Annotated in this window: 17 protein-coding genes and 1 tRNA gene; 13 read left to right on the top strand and 5 right to left on the bottom strand. The window is 61.7% G+C overall.

Going from position 1 to position 18,036, the window contains the following annotated elements:
* Positions 1-16: 16 nt before the first annotated feature.
* A tRNA-Ser gene (locus tag L63ED372_RS08105) sits at positions 17-109 on the top strand.
* A gap of 63 nt (positions 110-172) precedes the next feature.
* Here L63ED372_RS08105 and L63ED372_RS08100 read toward each other — a convergent pair.
* Positions 173-985, bottom strand: coding sequence for an SDR family NAD(P)-dependent oxidoreductase (locus L63ED372_RS08100; protein ID WP_062405150.1), 813 nt, complete (start codon positions 983-985; stop codon positions 173-175).
* Between the two features lie 45 nt (positions 986-1,030).
* A complete protein-coding gene (locus tag L63ED372_RS08095) occupies positions 1,031-2,005 on the bottom strand; it encodes an NADPH:quinone oxidoreductase family protein (protein WP_062405148.1) in 975 nt (324 codons plus the stop codon).
* A 194-nt stretch (positions 2,006-2,199) separates the two neighbouring features.
* Between L63ED372_RS08095 and surE the strand changes: the two genes are divergently transcribed.
* The 4 genes from surE to rlmD all read left to right on the top strand — a co-directional run bounded on the left by surE (position 2,200) and on the right by rlmD (position 6,164).
* The gene (surE, locus tag L63ED372_RS08090; RefSeq protein ID WP_062405146.1) at positions 2,200-2,970 is read left to right on the top strand and encodes a 5'/3'-nucleotidase SurE; all 771 of its coding nucleotides are present in this window, start codon (positions 2,200-2,202) and stop codon (positions 2,968-2,970) included.
* Complete coding sequence (locus tag L63ED372_RS08085) at positions 2,967-3,800, top strand: protein-L-isoaspartate(D-aspartate) O-methyltransferase (protein WP_082431631.1); 834 nt, start codon at positions 2,967-2,969, stop codon at positions 3,798-3,800. Before surE ends, L63ED372_RS08085 begins: the two co-directional genes overlap by 4 nt.
* Positions 3,801-3,814: 14 nt before the next feature.
* Positions 3,815-4,636 carry a peptidoglycan DD-metalloendopeptidase family protein gene (locus tag L63ED372_RS08080; RefSeq protein WP_062407819.1) on the top strand — a complete coding sequence of 274 codons (822 nt, stop codon included), beginning with the start codon at positions 3,815-3,817 and terminating at the stop codon, positions 4,634-4,636.
* Between the two features lie 91 nt (positions 4,637-4,727).
* Complete coding sequence (gene rlmD / locus L63ED372_RS08075; protein WP_062405144.1) at positions 4,728-6,164, top strand: 23S rRNA (uracil(1939)-C(5))-methyltransferase RlmD; 1,437 nt, start codon at positions 4,728-4,730, stop codon at positions 6,162-6,164.
* An 85-nt stretch (positions 6,165-6,249) separates the two neighbouring features.
* On the opposite strand, the gene L63ED372_RS08070 is transcribed toward rlmD, so the two are convergent.
* Positions 6,250-6,942 (bottom strand): Bax inhibitor-1/YccA family protein, encoded by a 693-nt coding sequence (locus L63ED372_RS08070; protein WP_062405142.1) that lies wholly within the window; start codon positions 6,940-6,942, stop codon positions 6,250-6,252.
* 194 nt (positions 6,943-7,136) lie between these two features.
* On the opposite strand from L63ED372_RS08070, the gene L63ED372_RS08065 reads away from it, so the two are divergent.
* Positions 7,137-7,544 carry a GlcG/HbpS family heme-binding protein gene (locus L63ED372_RS08065; protein ID WP_062405140.1) on the top strand — a complete coding sequence of 136 codons (408 nt, stop codon included), beginning with the start codon at positions 7,137-7,139 and terminating at the stop codon, positions 7,542-7,544.
* A 105-nt stretch (positions 7,545-7,649) separates the two neighbouring features.
* Here L63ED372_RS08065 and ilvD read toward each other — a convergent pair whose 3' ends face one another.
* On the bottom strand, positions 7,650-9,350 hold the full coding sequence (gene ilvD / locus L63ED372_RS08060) for a dihydroxy-acid dehydratase (RefSeq protein ID WP_062405138.1): 1,701 nt from the start codon (positions 9,348-9,350) through the stop codon (positions 7,650-7,652).
* Between the two features lie 103 nt (positions 9,351-9,453).
* On the opposite strand from ilvD, the gene lgt reads away from it, so the two are divergent.
* Both lgt and L63ED372_RS08050 read left to right on the top strand, forming a co-directional pair.
* On the top strand, positions 9,454-10,251 hold the full coding sequence (gene lgt / locus L63ED372_RS08055; RefSeq protein WP_062405136.1) for a prolipoprotein diacylglyceryl transferase: 798 nt from the start codon (positions 9,454-9,456) through the stop codon (positions 10,249-10,251).
* An 85-nt stretch (positions 10,252-10,336) separates the two neighbouring features.
* Complete coding sequence (locus L63ED372_RS08050; RefSeq protein WP_062405134.1) at positions 10,337-11,719, top strand: alpha/beta fold hydrolase; 1,383 nt, start codon at positions 10,337-10,339, stop codon at positions 11,717-11,719.
* Here L63ED372_RS08050 and L63ED372_RS08045 read toward each other — a convergent pair.
* Positions 11,713-12,726 carry a helix-turn-helix domain-containing protein gene (locus L63ED372_RS08045; RefSeq protein WP_062405132.1) on the bottom strand — a complete coding sequence of 338 codons (1,014 nt, stop codon included), beginning with the start codon at positions 12,724-12,726 and terminating at the stop codon, positions 11,713-11,715. The genes L63ED372_RS08050 and L63ED372_RS08045 overlap by 7 nt on opposite strands.
* Positions 12,727-12,880: 154 nt before the next feature.
* Here L63ED372_RS08045 and L63ED372_RS08040 point away from each other — a divergent pair, with 154 nt between their 5' ends.
* The 5 genes from L63ED372_RS08040 to L63ED372_RS08020 are packed head-to-tail and all read left to right on the top strand — an operon-like array spanning position 12,881 to position 18,023.
* Positions 12,881-13,618: a type 1 glutamine amidotransferase gene (locus L63ED372_RS08040; protein ID WP_062405130.1), complete on the top strand. Its 738-nt coding sequence runs from the start codon at positions 12,881-12,883 to the stop codon at positions 13,616-13,618.
* Complete coding sequence (locus tag L63ED372_RS08035) at positions 13,615-14,880, top strand: cytochrome P450 (RefSeq protein ID WP_062405128.1); 1,266 nt, start codon at positions 13,615-13,617, stop codon at positions 14,878-14,880. The genes L63ED372_RS08040 and L63ED372_RS08035 overlap by 4 nt, the downstream gene beginning before the upstream one ends.
* A 23-nt stretch (positions 14,881-14,903) precedes the next feature.
* Positions 14,904-16,196, top strand: coding sequence for a glutamine synthetase family protein (locus tag L63ED372_RS08030; protein ID WP_062405126.1), 1,293 nt, complete (start codon positions 14,904-14,906; stop codon positions 16,194-16,196).
* Positions 16,197-16,214: 18 nt separating this feature from the next.
* A complete protein-coding gene (locus L63ED372_RS08025) occupies positions 16,215-16,529 on the top strand; it encodes a 2Fe-2S iron-sulfur cluster-binding protein (protein WP_062405124.1) in 315 nt (104 codons plus the stop codon).
* 9 nt (positions 16,530-16,538) lie between these two features.
* On the top strand, positions 16,539-18,023 hold the full coding sequence (locus tag L63ED372_RS08020) for an aldehyde dehydrogenase (protein WP_062405122.1): 1,485 nt from the start codon (positions 16,539-16,541) through the stop codon (positions 18,021-18,023).
* Positions 18,024-18,036: the final 13 nt, after the last annotated feature.

The following is an 18,036-nucleotide window of genomic DNA, read 5'->3' as shown; positions in this document are numbered from 1 at the left end:
TATAATTTGAACCACTGGAAACGTGACCGAGTGGCCGAAGGTGCTCCCCTGCTAAGGGAGTATGGGGTGTAGAGCCTCATCGAGGGTTCGAATCCCTCCGTTTCCGCCAAGACCAAACCCTGAGTGATTGATTCACTCGGGGTTTTTTCTTTTCAGCGAGACTTCAGCATGATTACTTTGCGCTTGTCCGAGTTGATGCGACCGTACGGCTTTTGCGCAAGGTCGGCAAGCCCACACCTGCGGCATCAAATCCACCGTCTACAGCAATGGTTTGGCCATTGATATAACTGGCCTCACGGCTGCAAAGAAAAGCCACGGCGTTGGCAATCTCTTCGGTGCTGCCATACCGGTTCATGGGAATGGTGTCGTGGTAGTCTTTGATGATGGCCTTGCTGTGAACCAGCTTGGCCATTTCGGTGGCCACGGGGCCTGGCGCGACGCAGTTCACACGAATGCCCACATCGCCCAACTCTGCAGCTTGCTGTTTGGTGAGGTGGATGAGGGCCGCTTTGCTGGTGCCGTAGGCCACACGCAGTGTGCTGGCCCTCAGACCGGAGATGGAGGCAATGTTGACCACACTGCCGCCGCCGTTTTTGAGCATGACTTTGGCGCATGCCTGTGTGCACCAAAAGGCGCCGTCCAAATTGGTGTCCATGATGGTGCGCCAATCTTGCCAGGTCACTTCCAGGATCGGTTTAAAAATGGCCACGCCTGCGTTGTTGACCAGGGCATCGATTCGGCCAAATTTTTTCTCGACGCGATCCATGGCGCGAGACACCTGCGCTGGCTTGGACACATCACAGGCAATCGCCAAGAAACTGGGGTTGTTGAAGCTGGCTTCTGTTTTTGCAAGCGTTGCCTTGTCAATGTCCAGTGCCGCAACGCGGTAGTCGCGTTTCAAAAACGTGTTGCAAATCTCCAAACCAATGCCGCGAGCGCCGCCCGTGACCACCACCACAGGGCTCGTATGTTCAGTTTTTTTCATGTTTTTCTGGCCACTGCCCCTCGCCGAGGGGCAGTTTTCAGCCCATCAGTTGACCATCACCAGCTTGCCCATGACGCTGCGCGAACCCATGAGGGTGTAGGCGGCTTTGAGTTCGTTCATGGGCATGGTGCGGTCCAGCACGGGTTTGATCTTGCCTTGGCCGTACCACTGGGCCAGCTCGCCCATCATGGCAGCGTTGGCTTGTGGCTCGCGTCTGGCAAATTCGCCCCAAAACACACCCACCAGCGATGCGCCCTTGAGCAAGGGCAGGTTCAGTGGCAGCGAGGGGATGGGGCCGCCTGCAAAGCCCACCACCAGGTAGCGCCCGCGCCAAGCGATGGAACGGAAGGCGGGCTCGGCCAGATCGCCGCCCACGGGGTCATACACCACGTCAGGGCCTTTGCCTTCGGTCAGGCTTTTCAGGGCCTCGCGCAGGTTTTGGGTGCTGTAGTTGATGGTGGCATCGGCGCCCAAGCTCGTGCACAGGGCGCATTTTTCGTCGGTGGATGCCGCTGCAATGACTTTGGCCCCCATGGCTTTGGCAATCTGGATGGCCGCCGTGCCCACGCCGCCCGCGGCGCCGAGCACCAGCACGGTTTCACCCGCTTGGAGGGCGGCGCGGTCCACCAGCGCATGGTGCGAGGTGGCATAGGTCATGATGAAGGCCGCACCATCGGTGGCCGGAAAACCGGCAGGCAAAGGCATGCACAGTTTGGCCGGGGCCAGGGTGTGGGTGCCAAAGCCGCCAGTACCCGACAGGCAGGCCACGCTCTGCCCAACTTTGAGGTGCGTCACACCTTCGCCCACGGCTTCCACCTTGCCCGCGTATTCGGAGCCCGGCACAAAGGGCAACTCGGGCTTCATTTGGTATTTGTTTTGAACGATCAGCAGGTCGGGGAAATTCAGGCTGGCCGCTTCAATCTGGATGAGCACCTGGCCGGGCCCGGGTGTGGGGGTGGGCAGTTCTTTCCAGGTGAGGGCGTCTACGCCCGTGGGGTTCTCGCAAAGCCAAGCATGCATGCCGTGTCTCCAAATGAAATCAGGGGTCAAAAATGTTGATCTTAGGCAGTCAGGCGCTGCCCTTCATGTCCCCGTAGCGACCTTCTGCCCAGAGCCGCTGCATGACCCGGTTTTGCCCCCAAGGTGGATCCAGCCGTGGTGCCTGTCCCGAAGCGACATCGCCCTACAATGGCCGATTGAACAATCGCCCACCTATGAAAATCCTGATCTCCAACGACGATGGCTTTCGGGCCGACGGCATCGTCGCCCTGCACGCGGCACTCCAGGCCATTGCCGATGTTGAAGTGGTGGCCCCAGAACACAACAACAGCGCCAAATCCAATGCCTTGACCCTGCACACCCCGCTGTACGTCAACCGGGCCGAGAACGGGTTCCGCTATGTCAACGGCACACCCGCAGACTGTGTGCACATCGCCTTGACTGGTTTGCTCGGCTATCGCCCGGACTTGGTGATCTCGGGCATCAACAACGGCGCCAACATGGGCGACGACACCTTGTACTCGGGCACGGTGGGCGCGGCGATGGAGGGTTATTTGTTTGGCATTCCGGCCATCGCAGTGTCGCAAATCGACAAAGGCTGGGCGCATCTGGATGCAGCGGCCAACACCGTTGCCCGCATGGTCCAGCAAATGATGGACCAGAGTTTGATTGGCACTCTCCCCTGGTTGCTGAATGTGAACATCCCCAACTTGCCTTTGGATCAGATCAAGCCGCCCAAGGTGTGTCGCCTCGGGCGGCGGCATGCGGCCGAGCCGGTCATCACCCAGGTGGACCCCAGGGGCCAGACCATGTACTGGATTGGCGCCGCCGGTGCAGCCATGGACGACAGTGCAGGCACCGATTTCCATGCAGCTGATTTGGGGCATGTCGTGGTCACGCCTTTGAAGGTGGATTTGACGGAACACGATCACCTGCAGGCCTGGAGCCAGACCTGCGCGCGGCTTTGGCAACAGGACGGGGCATGAAACCCAGGCCCAGTTTTCCCGCCAAACTGCCTCCTTCCGGGGGCCGGTCTGCGGCCACTTCAAACCCGCAGCCGCTCCAAGCCAATCCACGTCCCGCAGCAGGGCAGGTGGCGCACAAAGCGCCGCCCAGCGCTGCGCCGGGGCGGCTTGCAGCGGTGCCTGCCATGCCGGTGTCCAGCGGTCTGGGCTTGGATTCGAGCGCGGTGCGCGCCCGCATGGTGGCCAAATTGGCCGAGCAAGGCGTGCAGGACCCCTGGGTCTTGCAGGCCATGGGCCAGGTGGAGCGGCACCGTTTTGTCGAATCCGCCTTGGTGGGGCAAGCTTACGAGGACACCAGCTTGCCCATCGGTTTGGGGCAAACGATTTCCAAACCGAATGTGGTGGCCCGCATGATCGAGTTGCTGCGGCAAGATGCGCCTGGCAAGCTGGGGCGGGTGCTCGAAATTGGCACCGGCTGCGGCTACCAGGCGGCGGTGCTCAGCTGTGTGGCCACCGAGGTTTACAGCATAGAGCGCCTGCGTGGCTTGCACGAAAAAGCCAAAAAAAACCTGCTGCCTTTTCGCTTGCCCAATGTGCACCTGATGCTGGGCGACGGCATGCTGGGCTTTCCCAAAGGTGCCCCTTACGCCGGGATCATTTCGGCGGCCGGTGGCGAGGACGTGCCTTCGGTCTGGTTGGAACAATTGGCCGTGGGGGCCAGGCTGGTGGCCCCCACGGTCACCGCCACGGGCCAGCAGGCGCTGGTGGTGATTCGCAAAACCGCCACAGGCTTTGACCGACAGGTCTTGGAGGCGGTTCACTTTGTGCCTCTAAAATCGGGGATTGCATGAAGGAATGGCACCGGATGATGTTTCGTGAAGTTTCCCGTTTTTGGCTCGCATCTTTGGCTCTGATGGTGGTGGCCGGGTGTACCTCTTCCCCGCGTGCGCCAGCACCGGTGGAAACACGCGGCTCCAGTCCCAAAGTCAGCGCCCCAGCCGCTGTGCCAGCAGCCGAGGCGGTGAAGGTCATGCCGGGGGCAGAAAACGCGGGCAAACCGGGTTATTACACCGTGCAACGCGGCGACACCTTGACCCGCATTGCCTTGGACCACGGCCAGACCTGGCGCGATCTGGTCAGTTGGAACAGCCTGGCCAACGCCAACTTGATCGAAGTGGGGCAGGTCCTGCGTGTGGCACCTCCTGGCGCCTCGGTCGAAGCCGGTGGTGTGGTGGTGCAGCCGATTGGGGGCACTGCCCCCGTGGCCACACCCACCAAGCCAGCGCCAGCGCCCCCAACTGCACCCGTTGCCCATGACGAGGGTTTAGGTTTTGCCTGGCCCGCCAGCGGCAGCGTGATTGCTGGGTTTGACGAGGCCAAAAACAAGGGCCTCGACATTGCCGGCAACGCAGGCGACCCGGTGTTGGCTGCCGCCGACGGCCAGGTGGTGTATGCCGGTGCGGGTTTGCGCGGTTATGGCAACCTGATCATCCTCAAGCACAACAACACCTTTTTGACAGCCTATGCCCACAACCAGGCCTTGCTGGTCAAGGAGGACCAGAAAGTGCGCAAGGGTCAGAAAATTGCCGAAATGGGCAAGACCGATGCCGACCGCGTCAAGCTTCATTTCGAGATCCGCCGTCAAGGCAAACCGGTGGACCCGGCCAAGTACCTCTCCGCGCGTTGATGTGCACGGCTGGGGGCCCAGCTTCACACGAAGCGGTGAAACTGTGCGCTCGGCCCTCAAGACTGGCCTCACATCCTGAGACAATCAGGGCATGAGCGATCCAGACATTTCCCTATCCCAAGCCCACGCCGACGAACCCAGCCACTCCAGCGCCGACCTGCCCGAGGGCTGGCTGCGAGTCGGCTCCCTGGACATGGATGCCCAAGGCATCGCCCGCCGACCTGATGGCAAAGTCGTGTTCATCGAAGGCGCTTTGCCTTTCGAGTTGGTGTCGGTCAACGTGCACCGAAAAAAGAACAACTGGGAGCAGGGCACCGTCACCCAGATCCACCACGAATCCTCCCAACGCGTGCGGCCCGGTTGCCCCCATTTCGGCCTGCATGCCGGGGCCTGCGGCGGCTGCAAGATGCAGCACCTCGAAGCCTCGGCCCAGGTGGCCATCAAACAACGCGTGCTCGAAGACAACCTCTGGCACTTGGGCAAGGTCAAAGCCGAAACGCTGCTGCGCCCGATCGAGGGGCCAACTTGGGGCTACCGCTACCGCGCCCGCCTGTCGGTGCGCTACGTGATCAAAAAAGGCGAAGTGCTGATCGGCTTCCACGAACGCAAAAGCCGCTACATCGCCGACATGAAGGTGTGCCCGGTCTTGCCGCCCCATGTCAGCCGCATGTTGCTGCCATTGCGCGCCCTGATTGGGCAGATGGAAGCTCGCGAAACCCTGCCCCAGCTGGAATTGGCTTGTGGCGACGAGGTCACGGCCCTGGTGCTGCGCCACCTGGAGCCCTTGAGCGAGGGCGACAAAGCCCTGCTGCGGGCGTTTGCTGCCGAGCACCAGGTGCAGTGGTGGTTGCAGCCCAAAGGCCCGGACACGGTGCATTTGCTGGACGAGGGTGGCGCGCAACTGAGTTACGGTCTGCCCGACTTTGGCATCACCATGCCGTTTCGACCCACCGACTTCACCCAGGTCAACCCCTTCATCAACCGCGTGCTGGTGGCCCGGGCGCTGCGCCTGTTGCAAGCGCAAAAGACCGAGCGGGTGATCGACTGGTTCTGTGGTTTGGGCAACTTCACACTGCCCATCGCCACGCAAGCGGGGCAGGTACTCGGCATTGAAGGGGCCGAAACACTGGTCGCGCGGTCACGCGACAACTACGCCCGCAACCAAGCCACTCGGCCTGAAGGCCAAAGTTTGGCCCCCACACAGTTTGTGGCGCGTAATTTGTTTGAGATGACGCCCGCGATGCTGGTGGCCGACGGCACCGCCGACAAATGGTTGGTGGACCCACCGCGCGAAGGCGCTTTTGCCCTGAGCAAGGCCTTGGCCGAGTTGCACGAAAACCAGGACCTGCGCCAAGGCTGGACTCCGCCCAAGCGGATTGTGTATGTGAGCTGCAACCCCGCCACGCTGGCCCGGGATGCGGGCATTTTGGTGCACCGTGCGGGCTACCGCTGCGTGGCCGCAGGGGTCATCAACATGTTTGCGCACACGGCCCATGTGGAGAGCATGGCAGTGTTTGAGCTGGCGTGACCAACGCTCAGCTGGTTGCAGACCAAGAGCCTGTGACCACAAAAAAAGGCTCCCGAGGGAGCCTTTTTGCTGTGTGCTACACAGATCAGTCGCGTTCACCGCCCATGATGCCCAGCAGGGCCAGCAGGCTTTGGAAGATGTTGAACACGCTCAGGTACAGGGCCAAGGTGGCGCTGATGTAGTTGGTCTCGCCGCCATCCAAGATGCGCTTGAGGTCGTACAGCAAGAAGGCGCTGAAGATGCCAATGGCCAAGGTCGAGAGGACCAGCATGCCTGCAGTGGAGCCCACAAACACGTTGATGATGCCGCCCACCATCAGGACCATGGCGCCAACAAAAAGCCATTTGCCCATGCCGGACAGATCACGCTTGATGACGCTGGCCAGGCTGGCCATGACAAAGAACACGCCTGCGGTGCCCGCAAAGGCGGTCATCACCAGGTCAGCACCGTTTTTGAAGCCGAGCACCATGGCGATCATGCGCGAGAGCATCAGACCCATGAAGAAGGTAAAAGCCAGCAGCACGGGGACGCCGGCAGCGGAGTTTTTGGTTTTCTCGATGGCGAACATGAAACCGAAGGCGCCGCCCAAGAACACCACCAAGCCCATAAAACCTGTGAGTGACTGGGTGATCCCTGTGCTCACACCGACCCAAGCACCCAGCACAGTGGGCAGCATGCTCAGGGCCAGCAGCCAATAGGTGTTGCGCAGAACGCGGTTGCGAGCCGCCAGGTCCACATGGCCCCAGTCAGCGGAATTGAGGGTGCGAAGGTCGCTCATGGTGTATCTCCTGAAAAAGCCTTTAAAAAAGGTCTGGCCATTGTAGAGCTCACACCTGCGCGGAGTAAACGAACGAGGGATTTCCGGCAGTTGATGGGGTTATCCGGGTGAATCAGTTTTGCACTGGGGGTGGGCAATCGGCAGGCGGTGCCCGTGTATGCTTGTGGTTTTCATTTTTTCAGCACCAGACCCCCATGAAAACACAATCCTGCCTTGAACTGTCCGATGTCAAAGCCATTGCCGCTGCGGCCGAAGCCGAAGCCCTGAAAAACAACTGGGCGGTCAGCATCGCCATCGTCGACATGGGCGGTCATTTGCTGCACTTCGCCCGTCTGGACGGTGCCCCACCAGTGTCCGCGCACATTGCGCCGTCCAAAGCACACACCGCGGCCTTGGGTCGTCGTGAGAGCAAGGTCTATGAAGATGTGATCAACGGTGGCCGCACCTCATTTTTGTCTGCTCCCGCCATCCAAGGCATGCTCGAAGGCGGCGTGCCGATCATGAAAGACGGCTTTTGCCTGGGCGCGGTGGGTGTGAGTGGTGTCAAGTCGAACGAAGACGCGCAAATTGCCAAAGCCGGTATTGCCGCCATCGGTCTTTGATCTGAGCTTGAGGGCAGCCTTGGGCTGTCCAGGCGCCTGTACTTGCGCCAATGACCCGCAAAAAAGCCGCTTTTCAGCGGCTTTTTTGCGTGCATCCCAGCAGCATCAATACAGGTCGAGCACAGCGCCTTTGCTGGCGCTCGATGCGTTGAAAGCGAACTTCGCCTGGACACCACGGGTGTAGCGGGGCTCAGGGGCTTTCCAGCCTTCGCGGCGCTTGGCCAATTCGGCTTCGGGCACGTTGAGCTCAAGGATCAGCTGGTGTGCATCGATGGTGATGCTGTCGCCTTCTTTCACAAAAGCGATGGTCCCGCCTGCGGCCGCTTCGGGTGCGACGTGACCCACCACCATGCCCCAAGTGCCACCAGAGAAGCGGCCGTCGGTGATCAGGCCCACGCTTTCGCCCAGACCGGCACCGATCAGGGCACCTGTGGGGGCCAGCATTTCGGGCATGCCCGGGCCGCCTTTGGGGCCAAGGTAACGCAAAACCATCACGTCACCGGCTTGGATCTTGCCCGCCAAAATGGCTTCAAGGGCCGATTGCTCGTCGTCGAACACACGGGCAGGACCCGTGATGACCGGGTTTTTCAGGCCAGTGATCTTGGCCACGGCACCCTCGGGCGACAGGTTGCCCTTGAGGATGGCCAAGTGGCCTTGTTTGTACATGGCGTTCTCGATGGTGTGGATGACGCTTTGCTCGGGCGGGGCGTCGGGCACATCCTTGAGCACCTCGGCAATGGTTTGGCCTGTGATGGTGATGCAGTCGCCGTGCAGCAAACCCGCATTGAGCAAGAGTTTCATGACCTGAGGAATACCGCCTGCCTTGTGCAAATCGACCGCCAGGGCCTTGCCACTGGGTTTGAGGTCGCACAAAACGGGTGTGCGTTGGCGGATGCGTTCGAAATCGTCGATGCTCCACTCCACGCCCGCGCAGTGCGCGATGGCCAAAAAGTGCAAAACCGCATTGGTTGAACCCCCGGTGGCCATGATCACGGCCACGGCATTTTCAATGGCCTTTCGGGTCACGATGTCGCGCGGCTTGATGCCTTTGCGGATGGCTTCCACCAGAACGCGGGCCGACTCTTTGGCCGACTCGACTTTTTCGTCGTGCACGTTGGCCATGGTGGACGAATAGGGCAAAGAAATACCCAGCGCCTCGAAAGCCGAAGACATGGTGTTGGCGGTGTACATGCCACCGCACGAGCCGGTGCCGGGAATCGCGCGCTTTTCGATCTCAAGCAGGTCTTCGTCGCTCAACTTGCCCGCAGCGTTTTCGCCCACAGCTTCAAACACGCTCACGATGTTCAGGTCTTTGCCCTGGTAGCGGCCTGGCAAAATGGTGCCGCCATACACATAAATGGCGGGCACGTTGGCGCGCAGCATGCCCATCAGGCCGCCGGGCATGTTCTTGTCGCAACCGCCCACCACCAGCACGCCGTCCATCCACTGGCCTTGCACGCAGGTTTCCACGCAGTCGGCGATCACCTCACGGGACACCAGCGAATACTTCATGCCTTCGGTGCCCATGGCCATACCGTCCGAAATGGTGGGGGTGCCAAACACCTGGGCGTTGCCCCCGGCGGCTTCGATGCCCTCAATGGCTGCATCGGCCAATTTTTGCAGACCGCTGTTGCAGGGGGTAATGGTGCTGTGACCGTTGGCCACGCCCACCATGGGTTTGACGAAATCGCTCTGTTCATAGCCCATGGCGTAGTACATCGAGCGGTTGGGGGCGCGGGATTTGCCCTCGGTAATGTTGGCGCTGCGGCTGTTGATGGGGGTGATCGGGATGATTTTGTCGCTCATGGTGGTGTCTCGGTAGAAGCCCAAAAGAAGGTCGCCACATTCTAACGGGCGCCTGTGGGGACTTTGTGTCCATTGCGCGGCATCTCCGGTGCACAATCCGGACATGCTGATCCACCCACAAATTGACCCCGTCGCCCTGCAGTTGGGGCCCTTGGCCATCCACTGGTATGGCCTGACTTATTTGGCCGCCTTTGGCCTGTTTTTCTGGCTGGGCGTGCGGCGCTTGGGCCATGCGCCTTTCAAACACCTGCCGGAATGGCAAAACCGCGATGTGGAAGACATCCTGTTTTTGGGTGTGCTCGGTGTGATTTTGGGTGGCCGCGTGGGTTATTGCCTGTTTTACAAACCCGCTTATTACCTGTCCAACCCGCTCGAAATCTTCGCCATATGGCAGGGGGGGATGAGTTTCCATGGCGGTTTGCTGGGTGTGATGCTGGCCATGGTTTGGTTTGCCCGCACCCGCCAGCGCCCCTTCTTGCAGGTCATGGACTTTGTCGCGCCGTGTGTGCCCACGGGACTCGCAGCCGGTCGGGTGGGCAATTTTCTCAATGGCGAGCTGTGGGGCCGGGTGGCCGATCCCACGCTGCCGTGGGGCATGGTGTTCCGTGGGGCGGGCGATTTGCCGCGTCACCCTTCGCAGCTCTACCAAATCGCGCTGGAAGGCTTGCTGCTGTTTGTGTTGTTGTGGTGGTTTGCCCGAAAGGACCGCCCAACTGGGCAGGTGTCCGGGGCTTTTTTGCTGGGCTACGGTTTTTTCCGTTTCGTGGCCGAATTCTTCCGCGAACCCGATGCGCACCTGGGCCTCTTGAGCCTGGGCATGAGCATGGGGCAGTGGCTGTGTGTGCCCATGATGCTGGGTGGCGTGGCTTTGTGGGCCTTGTCATCGCGCAAAACCAGCTGATCGGATGGGGCTGACACCTTGGGGTCAGCCTTGGCGCTCGGATGCGTTCACCATGAAGCACTTTTGACATGGAAGGACGGGTCCCATGAACTTGCCTCGCAGAAACGTTTGGCTGGCTGCTGTTTCCACCCTTTTGCTGAGTGCCTGCGCCAGCATCTTGCCCACGGCCGGGTCCGACACGCCCCCTGTGGTCTTTGTGCACGGCAATGGCGACACGGCAGCCTTGTGGCAAAGCACCCTGTGGCGCTTTGAATCGAACGGTTGGCCGCGCGATCGCCTGCATGCCATCGATGTGCCCTATCCCTTGGCGCGAGACGCCGACAACAAGCCCCAAGCGGGCCGAACCTCCACCGCCGAGCACATGGCCTTTTTGCGCGACGAGGTGCAAGCGGTCTTGAAGCGCACGGGGGCCAGCCAGGTGGTGTTGGTCGGCAACTCGCGGGGTGGCAATGCGATTCGCAACTTCATCTGCAACGGTGGGGGACAAAACCTGGTCAGCCCAGCGGTGCTGGGCGGCACACCCAACCATGGTGTTCAGGCCATACCCGGGGTCAATGAGGCCAATGAGTTCTCAGGCACCGGGCCTTTCCTGAGCCAGCTCAATGCGCCCAAAAATGCACAAGGTGACGAAGTCTGTGGGACGGTCCGATGGATGACCATCCGCTCGGACAACAACGACAAATTTGCCCAGCCCGACGGCCTGTGGATTGGCTTGAAAGGCAAGTCCACCCACGTGACTTTTGCCGGTCCGGAGCTCAAGGGCGCAACCAATGTGGTGATCCCTCGCATTGACCACCGGGAGACCTCTTATTCGGCGGCGGCTTTTGAGGCCACTTACCGTTTCATCACGGGCCGCACGCCAGATTTTGGCATCAAAACCGAGTCCATTATGGTTTTGAATGGCAAAGTGGTGGGTTTGGGTTTGAATCCGCTAGACGCCCAAAGTGGCAACTTTGTGAACAATTTGCCCCTGGCTGGAGCCAACCTAGACGTTTATGAGGTTGATCCACTGACAGGCCAGCGCAAGGGGACTGCCGTGCACCAAAAAACGGTGGGCGCCGATGGGCTGTGGGGACCTTTTAAAGGCCAATCAACAGCGGTCTACGAGTTTGTCATCTCGGCCAAGGGATACGCCACCACACACATCTACCGCAGCGCGTTCCCGCGCTCCAGCGACATCGTGCACATAAAGCCTGAGCGGATGGCTGAGGCTGATCGGGCCGCGCAGTCTGTGGTCACTTTTGTGCGCCCGCGCGGTTATTTCGACCCTCAACGGGACCAGATGCGTTTGGACGGACAAGCCACCCTGCCGGGTGTACCCCCGGGGGCGGGTGTGGCCAGTTCCAAGCTGCGCCTGAACGACAAAACCCAGCGCACCGTGGCCGGGCAATTCAACGGTGAAAACGTGGTGGGCTTGACTTGGCCCTTGGCAGAGGGCCGCACCACGGTGCTGGAGTTGACTTACTGAGACTGGCCCGTTGCCACAGAGCTTGAGGGCAGGGGTTTTTTGCGGTTTTCGAAAACCTTCAAGGTGGCAGAGGGCAGTTCGCCAAACAGCTTCTTGTAGTCCTGTGCGAACTGGCTCAGGTGCCAAAACCCCCAGTGCGAGGCGATGTCCTGGATGGTCTCGCCGGGCGCGGCTTGGCGCAGGGCGCGGCGCACGCTGTTCAGGCGCAGTGAGCGCAGGTACTTGATGGGCGTGGTGCCCAGCACGTCTTGAAAACAGTAATTGAGCTTGCGCCGGCTCGTGCCCACACGGCTGCACACCTCCAGGATGGACAGGGGCTCGTCGGCATGGCCCATCATCAGCTCGCAGGCCCGGTCCACCAGTTTTTTGCGTCGTTCCAGGTTGGGCAGCTCGGAAGTGTCGACCTGGGCAGGCAGGGCTTCGAGCCATTCCATCAAAATCTCGTCGCGCAGCTGGCGCAGGGCTTGCAGGTCATGCGGGCGGTGGGCCAGGGCGCTGGCCTGGTCCAGCACCGTGAGCTGCAGGTCGCGCAGGTTCTGCGCTTTGATGTCGGTGGTGGGCAGTACCAGCTGCTTTTCGAGCCAGTGCGCCAGGGGTTTTTGGTACATGCGCTCCCACAAGGGGTTGAGCAGACTACGCTCGACCACGAGGGCAATCAAGGTGAAATGCGTCGGTGTGGTCAGGTCCACCTCGTCGCCCTTGCCGCACATGATGGCGTGTGCGGGCACCCGTTGGCCGTTGAAAAACAGATCGGGTGAGTCTTGCAGCGCCATGGCAAAACCGTACACGCTGTCGTCGAGCCTGCCTCGCTGGCGCAAGGCGATGCTGGTGTCTTCGCGCAGCAGCGTGACCCCGGGCAGTTGCACCTGGTGGATCCGTCCCTTGAACTGGCCGGGCGAGAGTTGTTCGTACTGCAGCGCCCAGCCCTGCTGGGCCAGGGCGTGCTGGTCCATGTCCTGGGTGTCCAGCACCTGGACCCAGGGCGATTCAGGGGTAAATGGGCTCATCAAAGGGCCAAAACAGACGTGCGGGGCATGCCCCGAGTGTGCCTGTTCCGGTGTCACAGGCTTTTTCGTGAAAACCCGGGGTGTGCCGTGCCCAAACTTGATAGTGCTTGGTGCGCCTTGTGCATAGCATGGCTGTGAGTTTGAAAGAGATCCGATGTCCCTGCCGAATCTGCACATTGCCGTTTTGCTGACCAACAACGACACCTCGGCGTTTGCGGCCCATTTCCCGAACGATGGGCAAAAGGTGGTCCAGTTGCTGCAGCCCCTGCTTTCAAACTGGGTTTTCGAGGTGCTGCCCGTCAAAGACGGCGTGCTGCCCAGTGACCCGCAGGCTTTTGATGGCTATGTCATCACCGGCAGCCCGGCTTCGGTCAACGACGACAGCCTGCCTTGGGTCGGGTCGTTGCTGGATTTCATCCGCGCCGTCGATGCGGCCCGCCAGCCGCTGATCGGCCTGTGCTTTGGCCACCAAGCGGTGGCCCGGGCGCTGGGCGGGCAGGTGGCGCTCAACGCAGCGGGCTGGGGCCTGGGCACGGCGGCCACGCACTGGCAGCGCACCCGCCCCTGGATGCAGCCCGCGCAAAGCACCACCACCTTGATGGCTGCCCACAACGAGCAAGTCACCCGCATGCCCGAGGGGGCCGAGTGCCTGGGTGGCAGCGATTTTTGCCCCATCGGCTCGATGCAGATCGGCCAGCACATTTGGACCACCCAGTACCACCCCGAAATGCCGCTGGTGTTCATGCAGGCCTTGCTGGGCTTCCTGGCCGACAAGCTCGACACGAACACCTTGGCCCGCGCCCATGCCAGTCTGCAGCAGGCCGCCGATGTGCCGCTGTTTGGCCAGTGGATGGCGCAATTCATTGAGCACGCAAGGAACACCCGCCCATGACCGTCTGGCACCCCACCGACGATGGCCACGCCGACTTGGCGGACCACGACAGCTATGTGAACGGCACGCCGCACAACACTTTCCAGCGCCTGCGCGACGAGGACCCGATGGCCTGGTGCGACTGGTCCGAAGGCAAGGGCTTTTGGTCGGTCACGCGGCATGCCGACATTCTGGAGCTCAACCGCAACCACCAGCGCTTGAGTTCTGCCCAAGGTATCCGCATGGAAGACCAGACGCACGAGGAGTACATGGCGCGGCGCACCTTCCAGGAGACCGACCCGCCCGAGCACACCCGCACCCGCATGCTGGTGGCCAAGGCCTTTTCCAAGCCCATGATGGCGCTGTACGAAGACCAGATCCGTGAGCTGTGTGTGGGCATCCTCGACCAGGCCCTTGGCCAAGGCGAGTTTGACGCCACGCACCAGATTGCCCGCCAGCTGCCCATGCGCATGCTCGGGCGAATTGCGGGACTGCCCGAGGAGGACCTGGATTGGCTGGTGGACAAGGGCGACGCGCTCATGGCCAACACCGACAGCGATTTCACCAGCCATGTGGTCGACAAAATGGACACCGAGGCCTACCGCTTCATGCCGTTTCGCTCGCCCGCCGGGGCTGACCTGTTTGATTACGCGGCCCGAATGATGGCGCGCAAACGCGCAGCGGGTGACACCAGCGGCGTGTTGCACCTGATCACCCAGCCCGACGCGCAAGGCAATGTGATCAGCGACACCGAGTTCCGCAACTTCTTTTGCCTGCTGGTTGCAGCGGGCAACGACACCACGCGGTATTCGATTGCGGCGGCTTTGCACGCGCTGGCCAACCAGCCGGGCCTGATGGCACAGCTCAAGGCGGTGCAGGGCGAAGCCGCCTGGGAAGGCGTGGCCGACGAGTTCATCCGCTGGGCTTCGCCCGCCACACACTTTCGCCGCACCGCGACCGAGGACTTCGAGTACCACGGCAAACAGGTCAAGGCGGGCGACAAGGTGCTGCTCTGGTTCATCTCGGGCAACCGGGATGAGCGGGCTTTTGAGCAGCCGTTCACGGTCGACTTGAACCGGGGCGTGAACCGACACCTTTCATTCGGGCAGGGCGGGGCGCATGCCTGTCTGGGCATGTGGCTGGCGCGGCTGGAGTTGCGGGTCTTATTGCAAGAGCTGATCCAACGTGTTGACCGCATCGAGCAAACGGGTGAACACGCCTTTTTGCGTTCGAATTTTGTCTGTGGCATCAAACGCCTGCCGGTGCGCATGCACCTCATTTGAACCTAGGGTTGAAAGGAATCACCATGTCCAATGTTCAAGAACGCCTGCGGGTGCTGTTTTGCGACCACCTGGCCATTGCGCGAGGCAAATACGTCACGCTCCAACCCGGGCAAGGCGGTGGTGCCCGTTTTTGCCGAGGCACCTTTGGCGTCACTTATGAAAAAGAGCTGATCCCCGTGCCCGGCGCCATGGTCATGGAAGGGCTGCCGGACATGGAGGCAGCCTATACCGCCGAAGACATCCGTCCGGGCTGGCAGCCGTTCACGAAGGTGGCGATTGGCGATCTGAAAGCCAACGACGGCACACCGCTGCCCATGTGCGGGCGCAGTGCGCTCAAGCGAGCCGTGGCCGACTGGCAAGCCATCGGTTACGACCCGATGGTGGGCATTGAGCTCGAAGCCTTTGCTTTCCAGATTGAGCCGGACGGCTCGCTCAAACCCTACGACACGCCTGCGGCCCATGTGTATGCCACCGGCCCTTTTGCCGACCCCAGGGGCTTCACCGATGCCCTTTGGGAAAAGGCCACGGCCGCGGGCTTTCGCATCGACAGCATGAACACCGAATACGACGCGCCGCAGTTCGAGTTCACGCTGAAATATGACCGTGCCGTCAAGGCGGTGGACGACATCTTTTTGTTCCGCCTCTTGGCCCGCGAAGTCGCTTTCCAGCACGGCATTGTGTTGACCTTCATGCCCAAGCCCATCCTCACGGTGGGGGGCAGCGGGGTGCACATCAACTTCAGCCTGCGTGACGGCCAAGGCCAGAACGCCATCTCGGGCGGGCACGATGCCAGCCAGTTCAACGCACTCACACTGGGCTGCACCGCCGGGCTGATGCACCACCACCAGGCGCTGGCGGGTTTATTGGCTCCGTGCGCCAATTCCTACCAACGCCTGCAACCGGCGAGCTTGTCTGGCTTTTGGAAAAACTGGGCGGTGGACCACCGTGGCGTCACCGTGCGCTTGTCGGCTGAAAGCGGTCCGGGTGCTCGCATCGAGCACCGCATGGGCGACGCTGCGGCCAACCCTTACACCCACACCGCCGCCGTGCTGCAGGCCGCCCGTTTGGGTGTGGTCAACGCTTACAAGCTGCAGCCCGCCGAAACCGGTGACTGCCTGGAAAACAAGGACGCCACCCACAGTGTGCCGGGCACCTTGGCGGGCGCACTGGATGCGCTCGAAGCCGACACCGCGCTCACGCAAGCGCTGGGCGAAGGCCTGGTGGCCAACCATGTGGGCATCAAGCGCCACGAGATCGAGCGCACCGCAGACCTTGAAGGCGACGCGCTGCGCGATTACTACATCCGATTCATCTGATCTGAAAGAACAAACCCCATGCCCCAAGTGCACTGGATCATGAGCAACGGCGATCGCGTGAGCGACGACGTGAATGACGGCACCAACCTGATGGACGCTGCGCAGATGAACGGCATCCCCGGCGTGGCGGGCGAATGTGGTGGCTGCCTGTCGTGCGCCACCTGCCATGTCTATGTCGATGAAGCCTGGCTGGTCGCTTGCCCGCCCATGGACGAAGTGGAAAACGCCATGCTCGACATCGTCATCGCACCCCGCCAAAGTGGCAGCCGACTGAGCTGTCAGCTGGTCGCCTCTGCGGCGCTGGACGGCATCGTGCTGCATGTGCCTGACTGAAGGCGGCCCATGAAACAAGAACAGATCGACACGCTGCGTCACCAGCCCATTCCTGACCAAGGACTGCTGATCGACGGGCAGTGGGCTGCGGCTGCGTCCGGCCAAATGCTCCTCGTGGTCTCGCCCATCGACGGGCAGACTTTGTGCACCATCGCAGCGGCCGGGCAGGCCGATGTCGACCGCGCTGTTAAGGCCGCCCGCCGCAGCTTCGAGTCTGGCGTGTGGTCGCGCATGGCACCTGCCGAGCGCAAGAAGGTGCTGCACCGCATTGCCGACCGCATCGAGGCGCATCACGCCGAGCTGGCGGTGCTGGGCGTGCGCGACAACGGCACCGAGATCGCCATGGCCTGGAAGGCCGAGCCGGGCAATGCGGCGGGCACTTTTCGTTATTACGCAGAGTGCGTGGACAAGATAAATGGCGAGATTGCGCCCACACCTGAAGGCACGTTGGGCTTGGTCCACAAAGAGCCGGTGGGGGTGGTCGGGGCCATCGTGCCGTGGAATTTCCCGCTGATGATCGGTGCCTGGAAGATCGCCCCGGCGCTGGCAGCGGGCAACTCGGTGGTGCTCAAACCCTCTGAAGACGCCTCTCTGTCTTTGCTGCGTTTGGCGCAGCTGTGTCTGGACGCAGGTTTGCCGCCGGGTGTCCTCAATGTGGTCACCGGCACAGGTGCAGAGGCGGGCGAGGCGATCGCGCGCCACATGGACGTGGACATCCTGACCTTCACCGGCTCCGGCCCGGTGGGGCGCATGTTGCTCAAGGCTTCGGCCGAGTCCAACCTCAAGCGGGTCTACCTGGAGCTGGGCGGCAAGTCGCCCAATGTCGTGTTTGACGATGCGCCCGATTTGGCACAGGCGGCCAAAGTCTCAGCCATGGGCATCTTCCGCAACAGCGGTCAGGTGTGTGTGGCGGGCTCTCGCCTGTTGGTGCAGCGCTCGGTGCACGACGAATTCGTGGAGCGCTTGCACAAGATTGCCGCCAGCTTGCGCGTGGGTGACCCGCTGGATGTGAGCACCGAGATCGGTGCGGTCAGCAGCGCCCGACAACTGGCCAAAAACCTGGCTGCGGTGCAGACCGCTCAGCAGCAGGGTGCCCGCCTGCGTGTGGGCGGGCAGGCTTTGCAGCCCGTGGTGGGTGGCAGCTACATGGCCCCAGCCTTGTTTGACGACGTGACGCCCGATATGACCTTGGCTCGCGAAGAAGTCTTTGGCCCTGTGCTGGCAGTGATGCCGTTTGACGACGAGGCCGAGGCGGTGCGCTTGGCCAACGATTCGACCTATGGCCTGGCCGCAGGGGTGTGGACGAGTAGTCTCTCGCGCGCCCACCGCATGGTGCGTGCCATCAAGGCCGGGGTGGTGCACGTCAACACCTACGGCGGCCCCGACATCACCGTGCCGCTGGGCGGGGTGCGCCAGTCGGGCAACGGGCACGACAAGTCGATGCACGCCTTGGACAAATACCTGGACCTGAAAACGGCCTGGATTCAACTGTGAATGTCGAGAAAAC

The sequence above is a fragment of the Limnohabitans sp. 63ED37-2 genome, assembly GCF_001412535.1.
Classification (GTDB): domain Bacteria; phylum Pseudomonadota; class Gammaproteobacteria; order Burkholderiales; family Burkholderiaceae_C; genus Limnohabitans_A.
The sequence above is the reverse complement of the archived record's forward strand: the minus strand, read 5'-3'. Positions and strand labels throughout refer to the sequence as shown.

Coding starts and splice junctions, on each gene's coding strand:
- L63ED372_RS08100 (WP_062405150.1), bottom strand. CDS start 985: ATGAAAAAAACTGAACATACGAGCCCTGTGGTGGTGGTCACGGGCGGC.
- L63ED372_RS08095 (WP_062405148.1), bottom strand. CDS start 2,005: ATGCATGCTTGGCTTTGCGAGAACCCCACGGGCGTAGACGCCCTCACC.
- surE (WP_062405146.1), top strand. CDS start 2,200: ATGAAAATCCTGATCTCCAACGACGATGGCTTTCGGGCCGACGGCATC.
- L63ED372_RS08085 (WP_082431631.1), top strand. CDS start 2,967: ATGAAACCCAGGCCCAGTTTTCCCGCCAAACTGCCTCCTTCCGGGGGC.
- L63ED372_RS08080 (WP_062407819.1), top strand. CDS start 3,815: ATGATGTTTCGTGAAGTTTCCCGTTTTTGGCTCGCATCTTTGGCTCTG.
- rlmD (WP_062405144.1), top strand. CDS start 4,728: ATGAGCGATCCAGACATTTCCCTATCCCAAGCCCACGCCGACGAACCC.
- L63ED372_RS08070 (WP_062405142.1), bottom strand. CDS start 6,942: ATGAGCGACCTTCGCACCCTCAATTCCGCTGACTGGGGCCATGTGGAC.
- L63ED372_RS08065 (WP_062405140.1), top strand. CDS start 7,137: ATGAAAACACAATCCTGCCTTGAACTGTCCGATGTCAAAGCCATTGCC.
- ilvD (WP_062405138.1), bottom strand. CDS start 9,350: ATGAGCGACAAAATCATCCCGATCACCCCCATCAACAGCCGCAGCGCC.
- lgt (WP_062405136.1), top strand. CDS start 9,454: ATGCTGATCCACCCACAAATTGACCCCGTCGCCCTGCAGTTGGGGCCC.
- L63ED372_RS08050 (WP_062405134.1), top strand. CDS start 10,337: ATGAACTTGCCTCGCAGAAACGTTTGGCTGGCTGCTGTTTCCACCCTT.
- L63ED372_RS08045 (WP_062405132.1), bottom strand. CDS start 12,726: ATGAGCCCATTTACCCCTGAATCGCCCTGGGTCCAGGTGCTGGACACC.
- L63ED372_RS08040 (WP_062405130.1), top strand. CDS start 12,881: ATGTCCCTGCCGAATCTGCACATTGCCGTTTTGCTGACCAACAACGAC.
- L63ED372_RS08035 (WP_062405128.1), top strand. CDS start 13,615: ATGACCGTCTGGCACCCCACCGACGATGGCCACGCCGACTTGGCGGAC.
- L63ED372_RS08030 (WP_062405126.1), top strand. CDS start 14,904: ATGTCCAATGTTCAAGAACGCCTGCGGGTGCTGTTTTGCGACCACCTG.
- L63ED372_RS08025 (WP_062405124.1), top strand. CDS start 16,215: ATGCCCCAAGTGCACTGGATCATGAGCAACGGCGATCGCGTGAGCGAC.
- L63ED372_RS08020 (WP_062405122.1), top strand. CDS start 16,539: ATGAAACAAGAACAGATCGACACGCTGCGTCACCAGCCCATTCCTGAC.